General features: G+C 45.9%; 17 protein-coding genes and 4 tRNA genes. 13 read left to right on the top strand and 8 right to left on the bottom strand.

Annotated features, from left to right (window positions below; translation table 11 throughout):
* Nucleotides 1-51 precede the first annotated feature (51 nt).
* Nucleotides 52-1437 carry an envelope stress sensor histidine kinase CpxA gene (cpxA, locus tag EJ063_RS18515; protein WP_126575784.1) on the bottom strand — a complete coding sequence of 462 codons (1386 nt, stop codon included), beginning with the start codon at nucleotides 1435-1437 and terminating at the stop codon, nucleotides 52-54.
* Entirely contained in the window at nucleotides 1437-2132 is a 696-nt protein-coding gene (locus EJ063_RS18510) for a response regulator (RefSeq protein WP_126575783.1), read from the bottom strand. The genes cpxA and EJ063_RS18510 overlap by 1 nt, the downstream gene beginning before the upstream one ends.
* 188 nt (nucleotides 2133-2320) lie before the next feature.
* Between EJ063_RS18510 and EJ063_RS18505 the strand changes: the two genes are divergently transcribed.
* The 3 genes from EJ063_RS18505 (at nucleotide 2321) to pfkA (ending at nucleotide 5077) form a co-directional block, all read left to right on the top strand.
* Entirely contained in the window at nucleotides 2321-2821 is a 501-nt protein-coding gene (locus EJ063_RS18505; RefSeq protein ID WP_126575782.1) for a CpxP family protein, read from the top strand.
* Between the two features lie 112 nt (nucleotides 2822-2933).
* Entirely contained in the window at nucleotides 2934-3842 is a 909-nt protein-coding gene (gene fieF, locus EJ063_RS18500) for a CDF family cation-efflux transporter FieF (RefSeq protein WP_126575781.1), read from the top strand.
* A gap of 272 nt (nucleotides 3843-4114) precedes the next feature.
* The gene (pfkA, locus tag EJ063_RS18495) at nucleotides 4115-5077 is read left to right on the top strand and encodes a 6-phosphofructokinase (protein ID WP_126575780.1); all 963 of its coding nucleotides are present in this window, start codon (nucleotides 4115-4117) and stop codon (nucleotides 5075-5077) included.
* Between the two features lie 87 nt (nucleotides 5078-5164).
* On the opposite strand, the gene EJ063_RS18490 is transcribed toward pfkA, so the two are convergent.
* The 3 genes from EJ063_RS18490 to epmB form a co-directional block, all read right to left on the bottom strand.
* Nucleotides 5165-6490, bottom strand: a complete 1326-nt coding sequence (locus tag EJ063_RS18490) for an anaerobic C4-dicarboxylate transporter (protein ID WP_126575779.1) — start codon at nucleotides 6488-6490, stop codon at nucleotides 5165-5167.
* A 172-nt stretch (nucleotides 6491-6662) separates the two neighbouring features.
* Nucleotides 6663-7157 (bottom strand): MgtC/SapB family protein, encoded by a 495-nt coding sequence (locus tag EJ063_RS18485; RefSeq protein WP_126575778.1) that lies wholly within the window; start codon nucleotides 7155-7157, stop codon nucleotides 6663-6665.
* Nucleotides 7158-7244: 87 nt separating this feature from the next.
* Entirely contained in the window at nucleotides 7245-8267 is a 1023-nt protein-coding gene (gene epmB / locus EJ063_RS18480) for an EF-P beta-lysylation protein EpmB (protein ID WP_126575777.1), read from the bottom strand.
* A 32-nt stretch (nucleotides 8268-8299) separates the two neighbouring features.
* Between epmB and efp the strand changes: the two genes are divergently transcribed.
* The 3 genes from efp (at nucleotide 8300) to rraA (ending at nucleotide 10499) form a co-directional block, all read left to right on the top strand.
* Nucleotides 8300-8866 (top strand): elongation factor P, encoded by a 567-nt coding sequence (efp, locus tag EJ063_RS18475; protein WP_126575776.1) that lies wholly within the window; start codon nucleotides 8300-8302, stop codon nucleotides 8864-8866.
* Between the two features lie 117 nt (nucleotides 8867-8983).
* The gene (locus EJ063_RS18470; protein WP_126575775.1) at nucleotides 8984-9901 is read left to right on the top strand and encodes a 1,4-dihydroxy-2-naphthoate polyprenyltransferase; all 918 of its coding nucleotides are present in this window, start codon (nucleotides 8984-8986) and stop codon (nucleotides 9899-9901) included.
* 76 nt (nucleotides 9902-9977) lie between these two features.
* On the top strand, nucleotides 9978-10499 hold the full coding sequence (rraA, locus tag EJ063_RS18465) for a ribonuclease E activity regulator RraA (protein WP_126575774.1): 522 nt from the start codon (nucleotides 9978-9980) through the stop codon (nucleotides 10497-10499).
* Between the two features lie 49 nt (nucleotides 10500-10548).
* Here the strand turns inward: rraA and EJ063_RS18460 are convergent, their stop codons facing one another.
* Both EJ063_RS18460 and tpiA read right to left on the bottom strand, forming a co-directional pair.
* Complete coding sequence (locus tag EJ063_RS18460) at nucleotides 10549-11895, bottom strand: MATE family efflux transporter (protein WP_208640377.1); 1347 nt, start codon at nucleotides 11893-11895, stop codon at nucleotides 10549-10551.
* Nucleotides 11896-12114: 219 nt separating this feature from the next.
* A complete protein-coding gene (gene tpiA / locus EJ063_RS18455) occupies nucleotides 12115-12885 on the bottom strand; it encodes a triose-phosphate isomerase (protein WP_126575773.1) in 771 nt (256 codons plus the stop codon).
* A gap of 270 nt (nucleotides 12886-13155) precedes the next feature.
* On the opposite strand from tpiA, the gene EJ063_RS18450 reads away from it, so the two are divergent.
* Both EJ063_RS18450 and EJ063_RS18445 read left to right on the top strand, forming a co-directional pair.
* A complete protein-coding gene (locus tag EJ063_RS18450; RefSeq protein ID WP_126575772.1) occupies nucleotides 13156-13503 on the top strand; it encodes a 5-carboxymethyl-2-hydroxymuconate Delta-isomerase in 348 nt (115 codons plus the stop codon).
* 44 nt (nucleotides 13504-13547) lie between these two features.
* Nucleotides 13548-13973 carry a DUF805 domain-containing protein gene (locus tag EJ063_RS18445; protein ID WP_126575831.1) on the top strand — a complete coding sequence of 142 codons (426 nt, stop codon included), beginning with the start codon at nucleotides 13548-13550 and terminating at the stop codon, nucleotides 13971-13973.
* 50 nt (nucleotides 13974-14023) lie between these two features.
* On the opposite strand, the gene coaA is transcribed toward EJ063_RS18445, so the two are convergent.
* The gene (gene coaA / locus EJ063_RS18440) at nucleotides 14024-14947 is read right to left on the bottom strand and encodes a type I pantothenate kinase (RefSeq protein ID WP_126575771.1); all 924 of its coding nucleotides are present in this window, start codon (nucleotides 14945-14947) and stop codon (nucleotides 14024-14026) included.
* A 205-nt stretch (nucleotides 14948-15152) separates the two neighbouring features.
* On the opposite strand from coaA, the gene EJ063_RS18435 reads away from it, so the two are divergent.
* The 5 genes from EJ063_RS18435 to EJ063_RS18415 all read left to right on the top strand — a co-directional run.
* A tRNA-Thr gene (locus EJ063_RS18435) sits at nucleotides 15153-15228 on the top strand.
* A 45-nt stretch (nucleotides 15229-15273) separates the two neighbouring features.
* Nucleotides 15274-15358, top strand: a tRNA-Tyr gene (locus tag EJ063_RS18430).
* Nucleotides 15359-15393: 35 nt separating this feature from the next.
* Nucleotides 15394-15468, top strand: a tRNA-Gly gene (locus EJ063_RS18425).
* A 12-nt stretch (nucleotides 15469-15480) separates the two neighbouring features.
* Nucleotides 15481-15556 (top strand) — tRNA-Thr (locus EJ063_RS18420).
* Nucleotides 15557-15694: 138 nt separating this feature from the next.
* A partial coding sequence (locus EJ063_RS18415; RefSeq protein WP_238382785.1) for a GTP-binding protein occupies nucleotides 15695-15843 on the top strand: 149 nt, incomplete at its 3' end.

Below are 15843 nucleotides of genomic sequence, written 5' to 3'. Positions count from 1 at the left end.
GACTTACTATAAATGATAATGAGATCTATTATCAACTAACTAATTGTGGGGTTATTTCTCTGTTCCAGTAGGCAGTGTTATCTCGACTCTTAATCCCCCCAATTGACTGCGCTTGGCTACGATTGAGCCACTGTGCTGTCGAATGGCACTTTCGGTAATGGTTAAACCAAGACCGGTGCCGCCACTGTGTCTATCTCTCGCGGTAGAGACACGGTAGAACGGGCGGAAAATCGCATCCAACTCTTGTTCTGGAACGCCTTCACCATTGTCATCGACCGAAATCATAATCTGCTGGTGTGACTCAGTGAAGTTCACTTCTATCTGATCCTTACCATAGTAGATGGCATTGCGGATGATGTTGTCTAATGCACTCATGAGCAATTTCGGATTACCTGAAATAACTCGCTCAGGGATGTCATTGAAGGTGAGCGTTTTGTCCATCTGCTCTGCTTCAAATTGTGCGTCTGCTAAGATGGCTTCCCATAGACTCGCCATAGGTTGCTCTTCTCGCGTTAAGTGACTATCAACTTGCATGCGTGATAACTCAAGAAGTTCACCGATCATTTGTTCCAAGCGCTGAGCTTCGGTGTCAATACGCGTCAATTCGGCACTTTCGCCTTGTTTACGCGTTGCTAAGGCGTTAGCCATGCGCAAGCGAGTGAGTGGCGAGCGCAGTTCGTGTGAAATGTCAGACAGTAAACGCTGCTGGCCTGAAATCATTTGATTCACGGCCTCAACCATTTGGTTAAAGCTTGCGCCCGCTTGGCGAAACTCACTGGTGCCTTTTTCGAGTTCTGGATCGACTTCAAATTCCCCTTTCGCCACTCGCTTAGCCGCGCGCTCTAACTTTCGTGCAGGCTGGCTGAGTGCCCAAGCTAACCACAGTAGCAGCGGTGTACTAACCACCATTACCGCAAACAGCAGTTGGAATGGCTTATCAAACATGCGCAGCAAAAACGGTGGTGGTTCATTCCACTTCACTCCGATGTAGAGGAGCAAATCTTGTTTTGCTAGGGTGACAGGTAACGGGCCTGCGACCATGTAGTGACCATAAAGCTTTTGTTTAGGCTGCCCTGGCACTTCAACACTGGTGATGAAGTTTTGCAGAGCTCGGATACGGTAGTTCTTACGTTCCTGGGTGGTTAGGATATTGCCTTCAAGATCAGTCACAAAGAAACGAGGTCGAGGATCTTTTGGTGAACGCTTTGGACCTTCTAGCTTGAATAAAACTTTGGCTAAGTTATCGGCATCGGCGTATTTGTTCTCAATGTTCTGAGTGATGTCGATTAAACGCTTGTAATGCTCAGCAGGGATATCGCGCGCTTTTCTTGGATCAAGGTGGGGTAGTGACAATACCGCCACCAAGACAAGAAACATGGTGAACCAGAAAATGGCAAAGATACGGCCATATAAGCTGGTGATTTTAGGTAAGCGCATTAATCTTCCTCAATCAGTAAGTAGCCACGACCGCGCAGCGTTTTAATACGTGATTTACCGTCGCTGCGCTCAGGGAGCTTTTTACGTAGGTTAGAAACGTGCATATCAATCGCGCGATCGAACGCAGCCAAACGCTTACCGAGTACATCCAAACTCAGGGCTTCTTTGGTTAGCGTTGCCCCTGGGTTTTGTACGAAGTGGGTTAACAGAGCGAACTCCGTGGTGGTGAGATCAATGAGAGCACCTTGACAGTACGCTTCCTGTTTTCCCGGATAGACCTGAATATCTTGGTATTCGATACAGTCCGAGTTTTTGCTGCTCTTTGGTGCAGAGGTCGTTTGAGTACGACGTAAGATTGCGCGAATACGTGCCATCAACTCTCGGTCGCTGAACGGTTTTGGCAGGTAGTCATCTGCGCCGAGTTCCAAACCAATCACTCGGTCGATCTCTTCCCCTTTCGCAGTCAGCATTAACACTGGGGTTTCCCAGTTTTCACGTAAGCGCTTTAACGTTTCCATTCCATTGAGCTTTGGCATCATGACATCAAGCAGAATCAGATCGATCTCATCACTGAGTTTCTCTAAACCCTCTTCACCGTTATTGGCTTCAGAGACTTCAAAGCCTTCAAATGAGAGCACCTCTTTCAATAGGCTTGTCAGTTCAGTATCGTCATCAATCAACAAGATATGTGGCATAGCTAAATCTCTAAATAGTCGGTATGGGGTTATCTTACTGCGAATTTGGGGCGATATTTAGCGTCAAGATTGCTCTTTACGATTCTTTACGCTCTCTAGACGTCACTTTACACAGCAGATCGTATTCTACACTCAAGCGCTGCAGAGAACCGCAGCACAATCCAATAGATTAAGTGAAAGGTACGATTATGAAATTAGCAAAGAAATTAGTATTAGCGGCAGTTGTTGTTCCTCTAACTCTTGGTACTGCAAGTGCCTTCGCTTTCGGTGGTAAGGACCATAAAAAAGGTGGCCACGGTGAATGTGGTGGTGGTTTTGACCGTGGCATTATGCGTAAACTTGATTTAACTGACGCTCAGAAAGACCAGCTGAAAGAAATGCGTGAAGCAGGTAAGACAGAAATGAAAGCGAAGTTTAAAGACAACTTCGAAGTTCACCACGCTGAGATGCAAGCGCACAAAGCAAAAGTGCAAGAGTTGGTACTAGCGGATAACTTCGACCAAGCAGCGGCAAATGAGCTAGCGAAAGCAATGGTTGAGAAGCAGACAGAACGTAAAGTGAAGATGCTAGAGAAGCAACACAAGATGCTGAGCGTTTTAACACCAGAGCAGAAAACTAAGTTCGTTGAGCTGCAGTCTGAACGTGCTGAAAAGTGCGCTGAAAAAATGCAAAAGCGACTAGCTGACTAACAATTTCACTCCATGAACTCAGGCGACCAAAACGGTCGCCTTTTTTGTGTCACTGTTATTCAATGCTTTTATCATTATACTAAAGCTATGTTGTTTTATTGTTCAGAGAGTTATGAAACACGAGTACGCACGTTTAGTCACGATGGCCGCTTGGACTGCAACCATCGTGGCGACCTTATTATTAGTGGTAAAAGTCGGAGCTTGGTGGGTAACCGGTTCCGTGAGTCTACTTGCTTCGCTGATTGACTCTATGCTTGATATCGCCGCTTCGTTAGTCAACTTGGTGGTGGTTCGATACTCATTGCAGCCTGCTGACCGTGAGCATACGTTTGGACATGGTAAAGCCGAATCTTTAGCCGCTTTAGCACAAGCGATGTTTATCTCGGGCTCGGCGGTCTTTTTGATTCTAAATGGTATTGAGCGTTTCTTTAGACCTCATGCTCTCCAATCGCCAGAATACGGTGTGTATGTCAGCCTATTTGCTATCTTTGTGACCTTTGCGCTGGTGCGATTCCAAAAGCATGTAGTGAAGAAAACCGGCAGTCAGGCCATTGCTGCTGACTCACTCCATTACCAGTCTGATCTGTATATGAACGCAGCGATCATGTTGGCGTTAGGCTTAAGCTGGTTTGGTATTACTCAGGCCGATGCGGTGTTTGCTGTCGGGATTGGCGTGTTTATTTTGTACAGTGCCTTCAAGATGGTCCAAGAAGCAACGCAAACCTTGCTCGATCGTAAATTGCCAGACGATGAGCTCAGTGCGATTCGAGATGTGTGTGTCAAAGTACCGGGCGTTCTAGGAGTGCACCAACTTCGAACGCGTGTGTCGGGGCCAACTCGCTTTATTCAATTGCATTTAGAGTTGGAAGATCAGCTGGCATTAATTGAAGCCCATCGAATCTCTGATGAAGTAGAAGCTAAACTGCTTGAACTCTTCCCTGAATCGGATGTATTGATTCACCAAGATCCTTACTCAGTGGTGTTGAGTGAAGAAAAAGCCCAGAAGTCTCAAGATTGGTAAATTCACGGAGCGAGACAAATCATCACTTATTGACTATCTTTTCAGCGAGATGACTTTTTGCGGTGATTCTGATGTGTATCAATTAAGTGAATTCACAAAGCTGTAATACTCTTACATAAGTAGAAAAGTTACATAATTTCGTGCAAATAAAAGTAGTATTCCTGATTAGGAAAGGTAACATATTGCACAGTTAAAGGAATTAAGTCAGTGACTGGCATTGAAAGTGGCTGACGTAAAAATTGAAATAAGATTCCCAAAAATCGAGGGTGAGCATGATTAAGAAGATCGGTGTCTTGACTAGTGGCGGTGACGCACCAGGTATGAACGCAGCAGTTCGTGGCGTGGTACGTACAGCACTATCTGAAGGTTTAGAAGTTTACGGTGTATTTGATGGCTACCTAGGCCTTTACGAAGACCGTATCGAGAAACTAGATCGTTCAAGCGTTTCTGATGTGATCAACAAGGGCGGTACTTTCCTAGGTTCTGCACGTTTCCCTGAATTCAAAGAAGTGGAAGTGCGCCAGAAAGCGATCGAGAACCTACAGAAACACGGCATTGAAGCACTAGTAGTAGTGGGCGGTGACGGTTCTTACATGGGTGCTAAGAAACTGACTGAAATGGGTTACCCTTGTATCGGTCTTCCAGGCACTATCGATAACGATATCGCAGGTACTGACTACACGATCGGTTACCTAACAGCATTAAACACAGTTATCGATGCGATTGACCGTCTACGTGATACTTCATCATCTCACCAGCGAATCTCTATTGTTGAGATCATGGGCCGCCACTGTGGTGACCTAACGCTAATGTCTGCAATTGCAGGTGGTTGTGAGTACATCATCACTCCAGAAACGGGCCTAGATAAAGAAAAGCTTATCAGCAACATCCAAGATGGGATTGCGAAAGGTAAGAAGCATGCGATCATCGCTCTAACTGAGCTAATGATGGATGCGAACGAGCTAGCAAAAGAGATTGAAACGGCAACAGGTCGTGAAACTCGTGCAACGGTTCTTGGTCATATTCAACGTGGTGGCCGTCCAACGGCATTTGACCGCGTTCTGGCTTCTCGCATGGGCAACTACGCTGTTCACCTACTAATGGAAGGCCAAGGTGGTCGTTGTGTTGGTATTCAGAAAGAGCAACTTGTTCACCATGACATCATCGATGCGATTGAGAACATGAAGCGTCCAGTTCGCAACGATCTATTCAAAGTTGCTGAAGAGCTATTCTAAGCAAGCTTGCGAAATCGATATCAATAAAAAGCCAGTTGGATTCCCAACTGGCTTTTTTCGTTTTGGTTCGTGTTTCGTTTTATTTTGTCAGTTAACTAGCATGGTTGAGAGGACATAACCCACGGTTGTTGCAGTGATGACACCGATAAAACCTGGCAACAAGAAACTGTGGTTGAGTACATACTTACCAATCTGCGTTGTCCCTGAGCGGTCAAAGGTAATCGCTGCAAGGTCGCTTGGGTAGAACGGGAAGAAGAAGTAGGCATAGCACGCTGGTAATACACCAATCAGCACTGGGGCAGGAATCCCCATCGCAAAACCCAGTGGGAGCATGATGGTTAGCACTGCTGCTTGGCTTTTCAAGAATACTGACACCACGAACATCGCAATGGCAAAGGTCCATGGGTGAGCGGCAACAAGATCACTGACTAAGCTGATCAAGTAGGGCTTATGGAAGCCAATGATGGTGTCACTCATCCAAGCGATACCGAAGATGATGATCACGGCCGTCATACCGGCAATAAAGACGTTGCTGTGGACGATCTTCTTCGGCTCAACCTTAGTGGTTAACAGAATTAAAGCACCAACCGAAAGCATCAAGAACTGAATCGCCACTGACATTTTCACGCCTTCTGGTAGCAGGCCCAGATCTTTACCAAACATCGCGACAAAAATAACCGTAGCGATACCAGCAAGGAAGATAGTTAACCCTTTCTTCGCGACGCCTTCATGAGCCTGATCATCGTCGTCATCGCTGCTGGCATCAATCAGCTGAGCCTTAAACTCAGGATCTTGGCAACGTTCAATAAAGGCTTGGTCTTGATCCAATTCTTTACCGCGTTTCAGACTCCATAGACAGCCGACTAACACGCCAATCAGTGTCGCAGGAATGGTGACGAGAAGTACATTGACGAGTCCAATATCCAAGTTGTTATCTGCCGCTGTTGCCATCACTACCGCAGCTGCAGCTGCGATCGGGCTTGCTGTAATGCCCATTTGTGAGGCAACCGTGGCCATCGCCATTGGACGTTCTGGGCGAATGCCTTTCTTATAGGCCACATCGTAAATGACAGGTAGGAGTGGATAAACAGAGTGACCCGTCCCGACAAGTACCGTTAAAGAGTAGGTACACAGTGGGCCGAGGAAAACAATTTGGCTTGGGTGTTTACGTAATAAACGTTCGGCGAACTTAACCAGTAGTTTCAGGCCACCCGTCGCTTCTAAAGTTGCAGATGCAGCAACCACCGCAAGAATAATCAACATGACGCTGATTGGTGGAGAGCCTGGTGCGATACCAAAGACAAAGGCGAGGACGGAAACGCCCAAGCCTCCAAGTAGACCAAAAGCAATGCCTCCGTGGCGGATACCGATAAATATCACCGTAAGAAGCAGGAGCATATGCACGTAAAACATAACTAAACCCTACAATGGTAATGAGACTCTCTGTACACTACCCAAAAGTGGTAGGGGTTAATGTGAGGCGCGATGCCTATATCGCTTGATGCTTTTGTTTTCGAACGCTTCTTTGTTTTTCATCAAGATGCGGCGCTGTATCGATAAACTTGTGTCGATTTCGCCGCATAGCTCAAGCTTTTGGACGAGGGGTTTTTCGGCTTTGAAATTTTTGGTGGACACCGCGGCGCAATGATTTGATGCGATTCTCCGCCTTATCGACACCGAGCAGCACCGTTAACACCAAGGCAGTGATGACGACAGATTGCTGTAAGTAGCCAAGCCCAATCATCATACCGAGTGCAGCTAATACCCAGATGACCGCAGCAGACGTCACGCCATGAATTTTACCATCGAGCGTCATCATGACACCGGCCCCTAAGAAGCCGACACCCGTAATGATCTGTCCGAGTACGCGAGCTTGGTCGAGTGTGTTCGGTGATAGGGATACCGCCATCGACATAAAAAAGTAAGTGCCGGATATCACCAAAATAGAGGTACGAATACCTACGGGTTTACCGCGAGTTTGGCGCTCAACACCAACCAAAATACCATTGATGGCGCAGCAAAGAAGACCGGCCCAAGTAAATGGACCAAGGTCGAGAAGTTGTTCGATAGTTGGTTGCATAGTGAGCTCCAAAAGTGCGGAGTATGCATAGAATAGACCTTGCTATCGAACAAAAGATTTTTGTCTTGAGGATTAACTTGCTGATATTTACTCTAGATGAAGATCTAATGGGGTCTTGCTGGTTCTGCCACCAATTTCGCGCGTCAACTTAGGCACAAGGTAGCCGGACACTTTCTCCATCACGCCGGCCATGATCTGTTTAGCTTGTTGATCGGAGATGTTAAAATGCGCCGCGCCTTGTACTTTATCGAGCACGTGTAGGTAATAAGGTAAAACTCCAGCATCAAAAAGGGATTGGCTAAGAGCAACTTGTGCATCAACACTGTCGTTTACCCCTTTGAGCATAACCCCCTGATTTAAAAGAGTCACACCAATACTTTTTAGCTTCGTTAGACTCTCTCGCAATTCTTGATTGATCTCTTGAGCATGGTTGATATGCGTGACCAAAATCGCTTGAAGCCGAGTGCGATCCAATACATCGACTAATTCATTGGTAATGCGTGCGGGAATCACGACGGGCAGCCTTGAGTGGATGCGCAGTCTTTTGACATGAGGTATGTCAGCAATGCGATCAATGAGCCACGTTAGCTCGCTGTCTTTGGCCATTAAAGGATCGCCACCAGAGAGAATGATCTCGTCGATCTCAGGATGCGTCTGTACGTAGTCTAAACTTTGCTGCCAAACCGTTTTCGAACCTTTATTGTCATCGTATGGGAAGTGACGCCTAAAGCAGTAACGACAGTTTATGGCACAGCCACCCTTCACAATCATCAAGGCGCGATTGTGGTATTTGTGCAGCAGTCCAGGAACCGAATTGTTCTGCTCTTCTAAAGGATCGTTAGAGTATCCTTCGTGAATTTCAAATTCTTCACTCAGCGGTAAGACTTGACGTAAAAGCGGATCAAAGGGATTGCCTTTTTCCATTCTATCGACAAAACTTTGCGGCACACGCTGCGCAAAAAGCTTACGAGCGTCAAACCCGTTTTGCCAAGGAGTAGGATCAATTTCTAGCTCCTTTAGCAATTTTGCAGGATCAGAGATCCCATTCGCTAGCTGTTTGAGCCAGTTTTGCTCAACAGAAACAACTTTTCGGGTTATGATGTGCGGCATTGAATTTAGCTCTAAGAATGTAAGAGGAAAAAATGGCTACTGTTAGCACCAATGAATTTAAAGGCGGTCTAAAACTAATGCTTGATAGCGAGCCTTGCGTTATCTTGGAAAACGAATACGTTAAGCCAGGTAAAGGCCAAGCATTCAACCGCGTAAAAATTCGTAAACTTCTTTCTGGTAAAGTGCTAGAGAAAACCTTTAAGTCTGGTGAATCTTTTGAAGTTGCAGACGTAATGGATACCGACCTAGATTATCTATATAACGACGGCGAATTCTACCACTTTATGAACAATGAAACATTTGAACAGATCGCTGCAGATGCTAAAGCGGTCGGTGACAATGCGAAATGGTTGGTAGAAAACAACACATGTATGCTAACGCTTTGGAACGATAATCCAATTGCCGTTACGCCGCCAAACTTCGTTGAGCTAGAAGTTACTGACACTGATCCTGGCCTAAAAGGTGACACTCAGGGTACAGGTGGTAAACCAGCAACTCTCTCTACTGGCGCAGTAGTACGTGTTCCTCTATTCATCTCAATTGGCGAAGTGATCAAAGTTGACACTCGTACTGGTGAATACGTAGGTCGTGTGAAATAAGCTCGATTTATGTCAAGTTTTGGAAAAAGGTCACTTCGGTGGCCTTTTTTTGTTTTTCACTGCATGTATTGATGTGCCACAATTTTACTTTGGCCATAGGTAACTACACTACTATCCATGAAACAGTCTCTTAGAATTTGGCTTGATGCCGCTCGCCCTAAAACTTTGCCATTGGCATTGGTCTCTATCTTAACCGGTAGTGTGTTGGCGTACTCTACCCATCAGTTCTCGTTTGTTGTTGCTTTGCTGGCATTCTTAACCGCAACGCTACTACAAATATTGTCGAACTTAGCCAATGATTATGGTGATGCGGTTAAAGGCACTGACAACGAAAATCGCCTAGGGCCGATGCGTGCAATCCAGTCTGGAGCAGTGACGCAGAAAGATATGAAGCGAGCTATGATCATTAACGTGGTTTTGACCATGGCGTCGGGTCTGATTCTAGTGATGTATGCGCTTGAGAGTCTACAAAGTATTTTGGCCTTTATTGGCTTAGGCGTATTGGCCATCATTGCTGCGATCGCCTATACCGTGGGCAATAAGCCTTACGGTTATGTTGGCCTTGGGGACATCTCTGTGTTTATCTTCTTTGGTTTATTAGGCGTTGCAGGTACTTACTTTTTGCATACTGGTATTGTCGCTCCGCAATTAATTTTACCGGCCATCGGATGTGGTTTATTAGCGGTGGCGGTATTGAACATCAACAACATGCGTGACATTGAAAATGATGCCGTGTGTGGTAAGAAAACCGTGGCTGTTCGCCTTGGGCAAAAGCGTGCTAAGCAGTACCACTTTTTCTTACTGTCTGGTGCTGTCCTCGCGTTTGCTGTGTATCTCATTCATCAGCCTTCACCAGTCTGGATCAGCTTGCCATTTTTGCTGAGTTTACTTGTGACATACAAACATGGCCGAGCAGTATGGCTCGCAGATAAGCCGGCTCAAATCGCGCCAATGATGCCCGTCATTGTAAAATGTTCAATGGTGACTAACCTGTTGTTTGCTGGTGTGGTTATAGCTCAAACTCTGGTCAGTTAAATGATGCATGTCATTGCAATGACTTACTCAGCCTTTATACTCGATTGAAGAGACCTACGGTATAGGAAGGAATACTATGGAATACAACACTTCTGCCTTATGTGACATCTACTTAGAGCAAGTGGATGTGGTTGAACCCATGTTCAGTAACTTTGGCGGTAGCGCTTCCTTTGCCGGCCAAGTCACCACTGTAAAGTGTTTCGAAGACAATGGTCTTATCCGCGAAATCTTGGAACAAGATGGCCTAGGCCGAGTGCTGTTGATTGATGGAGGCGGCTCACTAAGACGCGCTTTGATTGATGCTGAACTCGCTACATTGGCCGAAGAGAACGAATGGGAAGGCATTGTTGCCTATGGCTGCGTTCGTGAAGTTGATGAACTAGAAGACATGAGCATTGGTATTCAAGCGTTGGCTTCAATTCCCGTCGGAGCAACGTCACAAGGTATTGGTGAAGTGGATGTGCCGGTGAACTTCGGCGGTGTGACTTTCCTCCCTGAAGACTACCTTTATGCAGACAATACCGGAGTTATTCTTTCTCAAGAGCCACTAGACGTTGATTTAGAAGTGGACGAAGAAGAAATCGTGATTACCGAGTAGAATTTAAAAACACCGACAGAGATGTCGGTGTTTTGCTATTTGCGACGCGTCATTGCTCGTTTAGCTCAAGATACTGCTTTCTTAGCCTCAGGGCATAGAGGTACCCTAATGTGCCACCTAAGATATTCCCCACCGCAATACCAATAAATAGCCCTTCAATATCGTAGAGTTGGCTACCTAGCCAGGCGCATGGCAACGTAAAGAGAAACAAACGCATAAAGCTCCATTGAAAGGCTTTTAAAGGCTGATGCAGTGCGTTTAATCCAGACACTAACATCATCATTACGCCTTGGAAACCATAGCTGAATGGCACCACCAATAAGTAATGCCACAGCAGATCCTTAACACTTTGTTCCTGAGAGAAGAGGGCCGCTAAAGGAATGCTCAATGGCACCATCGCAATAAAGACCCCCAGCTGAAATACCATCGAGAAACGCATACTCAGAAACAGGCCGGAAAAACTGCGATTCGGGTTATTTGCTCCCATGTTTTGCGCGATAAACGGTGTGAGTGTGGAGGTTAGGGACATCAATACCAAGATTAAAATGGACTCGACTCGTTGCGCTGCACCATAGGCAGCAACGGCTGCTGTCCCATGACTGGATAGCATCATCATCAGAAGTGCGCCTGAAAGGGGAGTGAGCGCGTTGGAAAGCGCAGCGGGAGTGCCTATTTTCAGTATTTGTTGCCAGTCAGTGGTGAGAGTGCGAAGGCAGGGCAGAGCGAGTAACTTCTCTCGTTTGGCTAACACATACAGTGACCCCATCAGAGCACCGAACCAACTAAAGGCACTGGCGATAGCTGCCCCTTGAATACCAAGCTCTGGGAAAGGGCCATAACCAAAGATCAGTAGTGGGTCGAGAATGCCATTAATAAGGCCTGCGAGCATCATGATTTTTGCTGGCGTTTTGGTGTCACCCGTGGCTCGAATCGCAGCATTGCCTGCCATTGGAATCACCAGTAATGGGATGGTGAGATACCAAATGTCCATGTATTGATGAATAAGCGGTAACAGGGCTTCATCAGCACCGAGAAATAAAAACAATGGCTCTATGGTAAGCAAGCCTATCGCTGAGGCGCTAATAACCAAAAGTACTGCAAGAATAAGCCCGTGAGTGGAAAAGCGTGCCGCGTCTTTTGAATGGCCTTGACCAAGCAGTCGGCCAATATTGGTCGATAGCCCCATGCCGATGCCCATTGTGATGCAATTGACCGCAAAGGTGACGGGGAAGGTATAGCTCACCGCAGCTAACGCTTCGGTACCCAGCAGAGAGATAAAGAACGTATCCACTAGGTTAAACATCAATATAGCGACCATGCCGAACGTCATCGGAACGGTCATTTGACGTAAAACAGTGGGGATCGAGCCAGTTAAAAGGCCGTGTTTATCCTGCATGCGATACAACTGTGTTGGTGAGGAAGTGCGTAGAATACTCGATTGAAGTTCCAGACACAAAAAAGGCCAGCCGAAGCTGACCTTAATCTGTGATATTTTTCGATTAGTAGAAGTTGTAGCTAGGCGACTAGCGAACGAAGCCCCTGAGCATAGGTCTCCTATGTGATGGGGTGAGTGAGAGCAGTCAACAACGCTACAACGATAACTAAGATGAAAAAATTATGCTTTTGCTTTAGCTGCTGCTTTAGCGATAGCCGCAAAACCAGCTGCGTTAAGAGCTGCGCCGCCAACTAGAGCACCATCGATGTCTGGTTGTGCGAAGTAAGCTTCAGCGTTTTCAGGCTTAACAGAACCACCGTATTGGATGATTACTTGCTCAGCTATTGCTGCATCTTTTTCAGCGATCATTGCACGGATAGAAGCGTGGATGCGTTGTGCATCTTCAGCTGTTGCTGCTTTACCAGTACCGATAGCCCAGATTGGTTCGTAAGCGATGATTGCGCCGTTTAGAGCTTCAACACCGTAAGTGTCGATAACTGCGTTGATTTGACGTGCACATACTGCTTCAGTTTCGCCCGCTTCGTTTTGAGCGTCAGATTCACCGATACAGAAAACGGGCTTCAGGCCGTTCTCTTGTAGGAACTTGAATTTCTTAGCAACAAACTCGTCTGATTCGTTGTGGTATTCACGACGCTCAGAGTGACCGATGATGATGTGAGTTGCACCGAAATCTTTCAGCATTTCTGGAGACATGTCGCCAGTGAATGCACCGCTGTTGTTTAGGTCAGTGTTCTGTGCACCTAGGATGATCTTGTTACCGCCTTCAGCGATTAGACGCTCCGCTAGATCGATGTAAAGTGCTGGTGGAGCTACTGCTACGTCAACACCTTCAACGCCTTCAAGTTCAGCATTAAGACCAGTTAGCAGCTCAGTTACCATTGCTTTGCTACCGTTAAGTTTCCAGTTACCCATCACTACAGGACGACGCATAGGAATATCTCCGTATTTAATCAGTTAATGTAAAAAATCTTCGTAAGAATATAACAGATAAAATTGACCAGATCATGATTACCGTCATGTCTTATCCGGATATGATGGATTGGTTGGAGCAGTCACTGCACAGATCTCCCGTTATTATTGGGCTTATCAGTGATCTATTGAGCAGATTGAGGGTAATCCTCTCGGAATTCAGCATAGAACTTGTTAATAGTGAGAATTGATTTTTCTTCAATCTGAAACTCACTTACATCTGAGGACACTATGCCGAACCTAGTAATGGAATACTCCAACTCTGTTGATGAACGCGTGAACGTGCAAGGACTATTAGAAGACTTACATCAAGTCGCGCTACAATCGGGCTTGTTTGATGTAGGCTCCGTAAAATCGCGCGCAATACGAGTTCATAATTGGTTAATTGGTGATGAGAGTGACAGTGTCGACTTTATCCACATTAGTTTTGAGCTGTTAGCTGGGCGAACGGATGAGCAAAAACGCGATCTCTCTCGTCAACTGATGGCGGAGCTACAACAACAAGCAAGTCATGTCCGCAGTCTAACCGTTAATATGCGTGATATGGACACCGAATGTTTTCAAAAGGTCGTGAATTAACGGTCTCTATTTTTAAAAGTAACCATGTTTTAGGTAATGTTAAGATGTCGATGAAAGAGCTGTTGTTTTCGTTCCAAGGGCGAATAGGGCGAAAAACCTATTGGATCTGGAATGCTGTTTATTATTTGATGATTGTCGGTTTTGCGCTGGGGATGAACGTTTTGTTTCCATCGCTGGCTCACCTCATCCTTCCGGTCTTTTTGATCGTGGTGTTGATCCCTGATTTAGCGATCACAGCTAAACGTTGGCACGATAGAGGCAAATCGAGCTGGTGGCTACTTTTGAATGTTCCTTTGGTGATTGGTCGTATGACGGTTCCTGTTGGTGACCCGTCACTGGCAACGGATACGACAATGCTTCAGGCCGTGAGCTCGTTTGCTGCGTTACTATGTGGCGCATGGATTCTGGTGGAATGTGGTTTCTTAAAAGGAACGTCAGGTCAGAACCAGTACGGCCCGGAGCCGAAATAAATAAAAAGGGTTGGTATTTATACCAACCCTTAACTTTTGTTCTCTTCTCACTACTTCCTGAGTAACACTTCTTCCACTCGGTGACTTTGCCCTTTCTTCAAAATTAAGTGAGCTCGCCCTTTCGTTGGCAAAATGTTCGCATCCAAGTTTACGCCATTAATCGACTGCCAAATGCTATGAGCTTTATCGATAGCTTGGGTTTCATTTAGTTGTGTGTAGTGACTGAAGTAAGATCCCGGCTTGGTAAACGCTCCTTGACGGAATTTTAAAAAGCGATCGACATACCATTGCTCGATGACATTGCTTTCTGCATCGACATATAAAGAGAAGTCTAGAAAATCGGAGACAAACACACGGTGAGGATCGTGAGGGTAGTCCATACCACTTTGTAAAACATTCAAACCTTCGATAATTAGTACATCGGGCCTATCTACGGTTTTTACTTCTTCTGTGATGTCGTAAGTAATGTGGGAATAGACCGGAACCTCTAAATTAGGCTTTGCCGCTTTCACATCAGAGACAAACTGCACCAAACGTTTAATATCATAAGACTCAGGAAAGCCTTTGCGGTGCATGATATTACGCTCATCAAGTACCTTCTTCGGATACAAAAAGCCGTCAGTGGTGACCAATTCAACTTTAGGGTGGTTGTCCCAACGAGAGAGCAACGCTTTAAGCAGTCGTGCTGTCGTACTTTTACCCACTGCAACGCTGCCCGCAATGCCGATAATAAACGGCGGTGCGGTTTCTTGGTTGCCCAAAAAGTTATTCAAGACCGAATTGCGGTTTTGTCTTGCGGCTATATAAAGGTTGAGTAAACGAGCAAGTGGCAAGTAGATCTCTTCGACTTCTTCCATCGTTAGGCTTTCGTTTACGCCTTGCAACTCGACCAGATCGGTCTCGGATAACGTCATTGGCACGGAATTACGCAATTCAGCCCATTGTTGACGATTAAAAGAGAGATACGGGGTCATAGTCATCCTAACTTGGTTTTACGATAGAGGTGGGAAAATACAACAACGGACGGATATTGCAAATGACCTATACGACATTCGTGCTTTTTATAAATGGAATTGCGTGAATTTTCATCAAACGAGCTTAAAGTTAGGGAAAACTGATTTTTTTTTAGTTTTACTATTGCAAGGCAGAAAATCATTCAATAGAATGCGCACCACTTATGCCGACTTAGCTCAGTAGGTAGAGCAACTGACTTGTAATCAGTAGGTCACCAGTTCGATTCCGGTAGTCGGCACCATTTTCACCTTGCCTAGGGCAATGATGACGAAAGTGGAAGTAATTTGGAGGGGTTCCCGAGTGGCCAAAGGGATCAGACTGTAAATCTGCTGGCACTGCCTTCGATGGTTCGAATCCGTCCCCCTCCACCATATTCTTAAGGAAATAGCTCACAGAGTTACGTGTTGCGGGCATCGTATAATGGCTATTACCTCAGCCTTCCAAGCTGATGATGCGGGTTCGATTCCCGCTGCCCGCTCCACTCAATAGTGATGCTGATATAGCTCAGGCGGTAGAGCGCATCCTTGGTAAGGATGAGGTCCCCAGTTCGACTCTGGGTATCAGCACCAGCTCTCAAGCACACTTTTCCTTTTGATACTTTCTGTCGACTAAACTACGTTTAGTGATTGAAGGTAACTATATCACCAATACTTTTTTGGTTGCGTGGTCATCAAAGCCACCTAAATCCGTACCTAGAGGGACAACTCATGTCTAAAGAAAAATTTGAACGTACTAAACCGCACGTTAACGTTGGTACTATCGGCCACGTTGACCACGGTAAAACAACTCTAACTGCTGCTATCTGTACTACACTTGCAAAAGTGTACGGCGGTGTTGCGAAAGACTTCGCATCTAT

It is taken from the genome of Vibrio aquaticus (assembly GCF_003970385.1).
In the GTDB taxonomy this organism is placed as follows: domain Bacteria; phylum Pseudomonadota; class Gammaproteobacteria; order Enterobacterales; family Vibrionaceae; genus Vibrio; species Vibrio aquaticus.
Note: the sequence above shows the minus strand (reverse complement) of the source record. Positions and strands in the feature narration are given on the sequence as shown.

Bases quoted from the DNA above. Each gene is read 5' to 3' on its own strand.
- cpxA (WP_126575784.1), bottom strand. From the start codon at position 1,437: ATGCGCTTACCTAAAATCACCAGCTTATATGGCCGTATCTTTGCCATT.
- EJ063_RS18510 (WP_126575783.1), bottom strand. From the start codon at position 2,132: ATGCCACATATCTTGTTGATTGATGACGATACTGAACTGACAAGCCTA.
- EJ063_RS18505 (WP_126575782.1), top strand. From the start codon at position 2,321: ATGAAATTAGCAAAGAAATTAGTATTAGCGGCAGTTGTTGTTCCTCTA.
- fieF (WP_126575781.1), top strand. From the start codon at position 2,934: ATGAAACACGAGTACGCACGTTTAGTCACGATGGCCGCTTGGACTGCA.
- pfkA (WP_126575780.1), top strand. From the start codon at position 4,115: ATGATTAAGAAGATCGGTGTCTTGACTAGTGGCGGTGACGCACCAGGT.
- EJ063_RS18490 (WP_126575779.1), bottom strand. From the start codon at position 6,490: ATGTTTTACGTGCATATGCTCCTGCTTCTTACGGTGATATTTATCGGT.
- EJ063_RS18485 (WP_126575778.1), bottom strand. From the start codon at position 7,157: ATGCAACCAACTATCGAACAACTTCTCGACCTTGGTCCATTTACTTGG.
- epmB (WP_126575777.1), bottom strand. From the start codon at position 8,267: ATGCCGCACATCATAACCCGAAAAGTTGTTTCTGTTGAGCAAAACTGG.
- efp (WP_126575776.1), top strand. From the start codon at position 8,300: ATGGCTACTGTTAGCACCAATGAATTTAAAGGCGGTCTAAAACTAATG.
- EJ063_RS18470 (WP_126575775.1), top strand. From the start codon at position 8,984: ATGAAACAGTCTCTTAGAATTTGGCTTGATGCCGCTCGCCCTAAAACT.
- rraA (WP_126575774.1), top strand. From the start codon at position 9,978: ATGGAATACAACACTTCTGCCTTATGTGACATCTACTTAGAGCAAGTG.
- EJ063_RS18460 (WP_208640377.1), bottom strand. From the start codon at position 11,895: ATGCAGGATAAACACGGCCTTTTAACTGGCTCGATCCCCACTGTTTTA.
- tpiA (WP_126575773.1), bottom strand. From the start codon at position 12,885: ATGCGTCGTCCTGTAGTGATGGGTAACTGGAAACTTAACGGTAGCAAA.
- EJ063_RS18450 (WP_126575772.1), top strand. From the start codon at position 13,156: ATGCCGAACCTAGTAATGGAATACTCCAACTCTGTTGATGAACGCGTG.
- EJ063_RS18445 (WP_126575831.1), top strand. From the start codon at position 13,548: ATGTCGATGAAAGAGCTGTTGTTTTCGTTCCAAGGGCGAATAGGGCGA.
- coaA (WP_126575771.1), bottom strand. From the start codon at position 14,947: ATGACCCCGTATCTCTCTTTTAATCGTCAACAATGGGCTGAATTGCGT.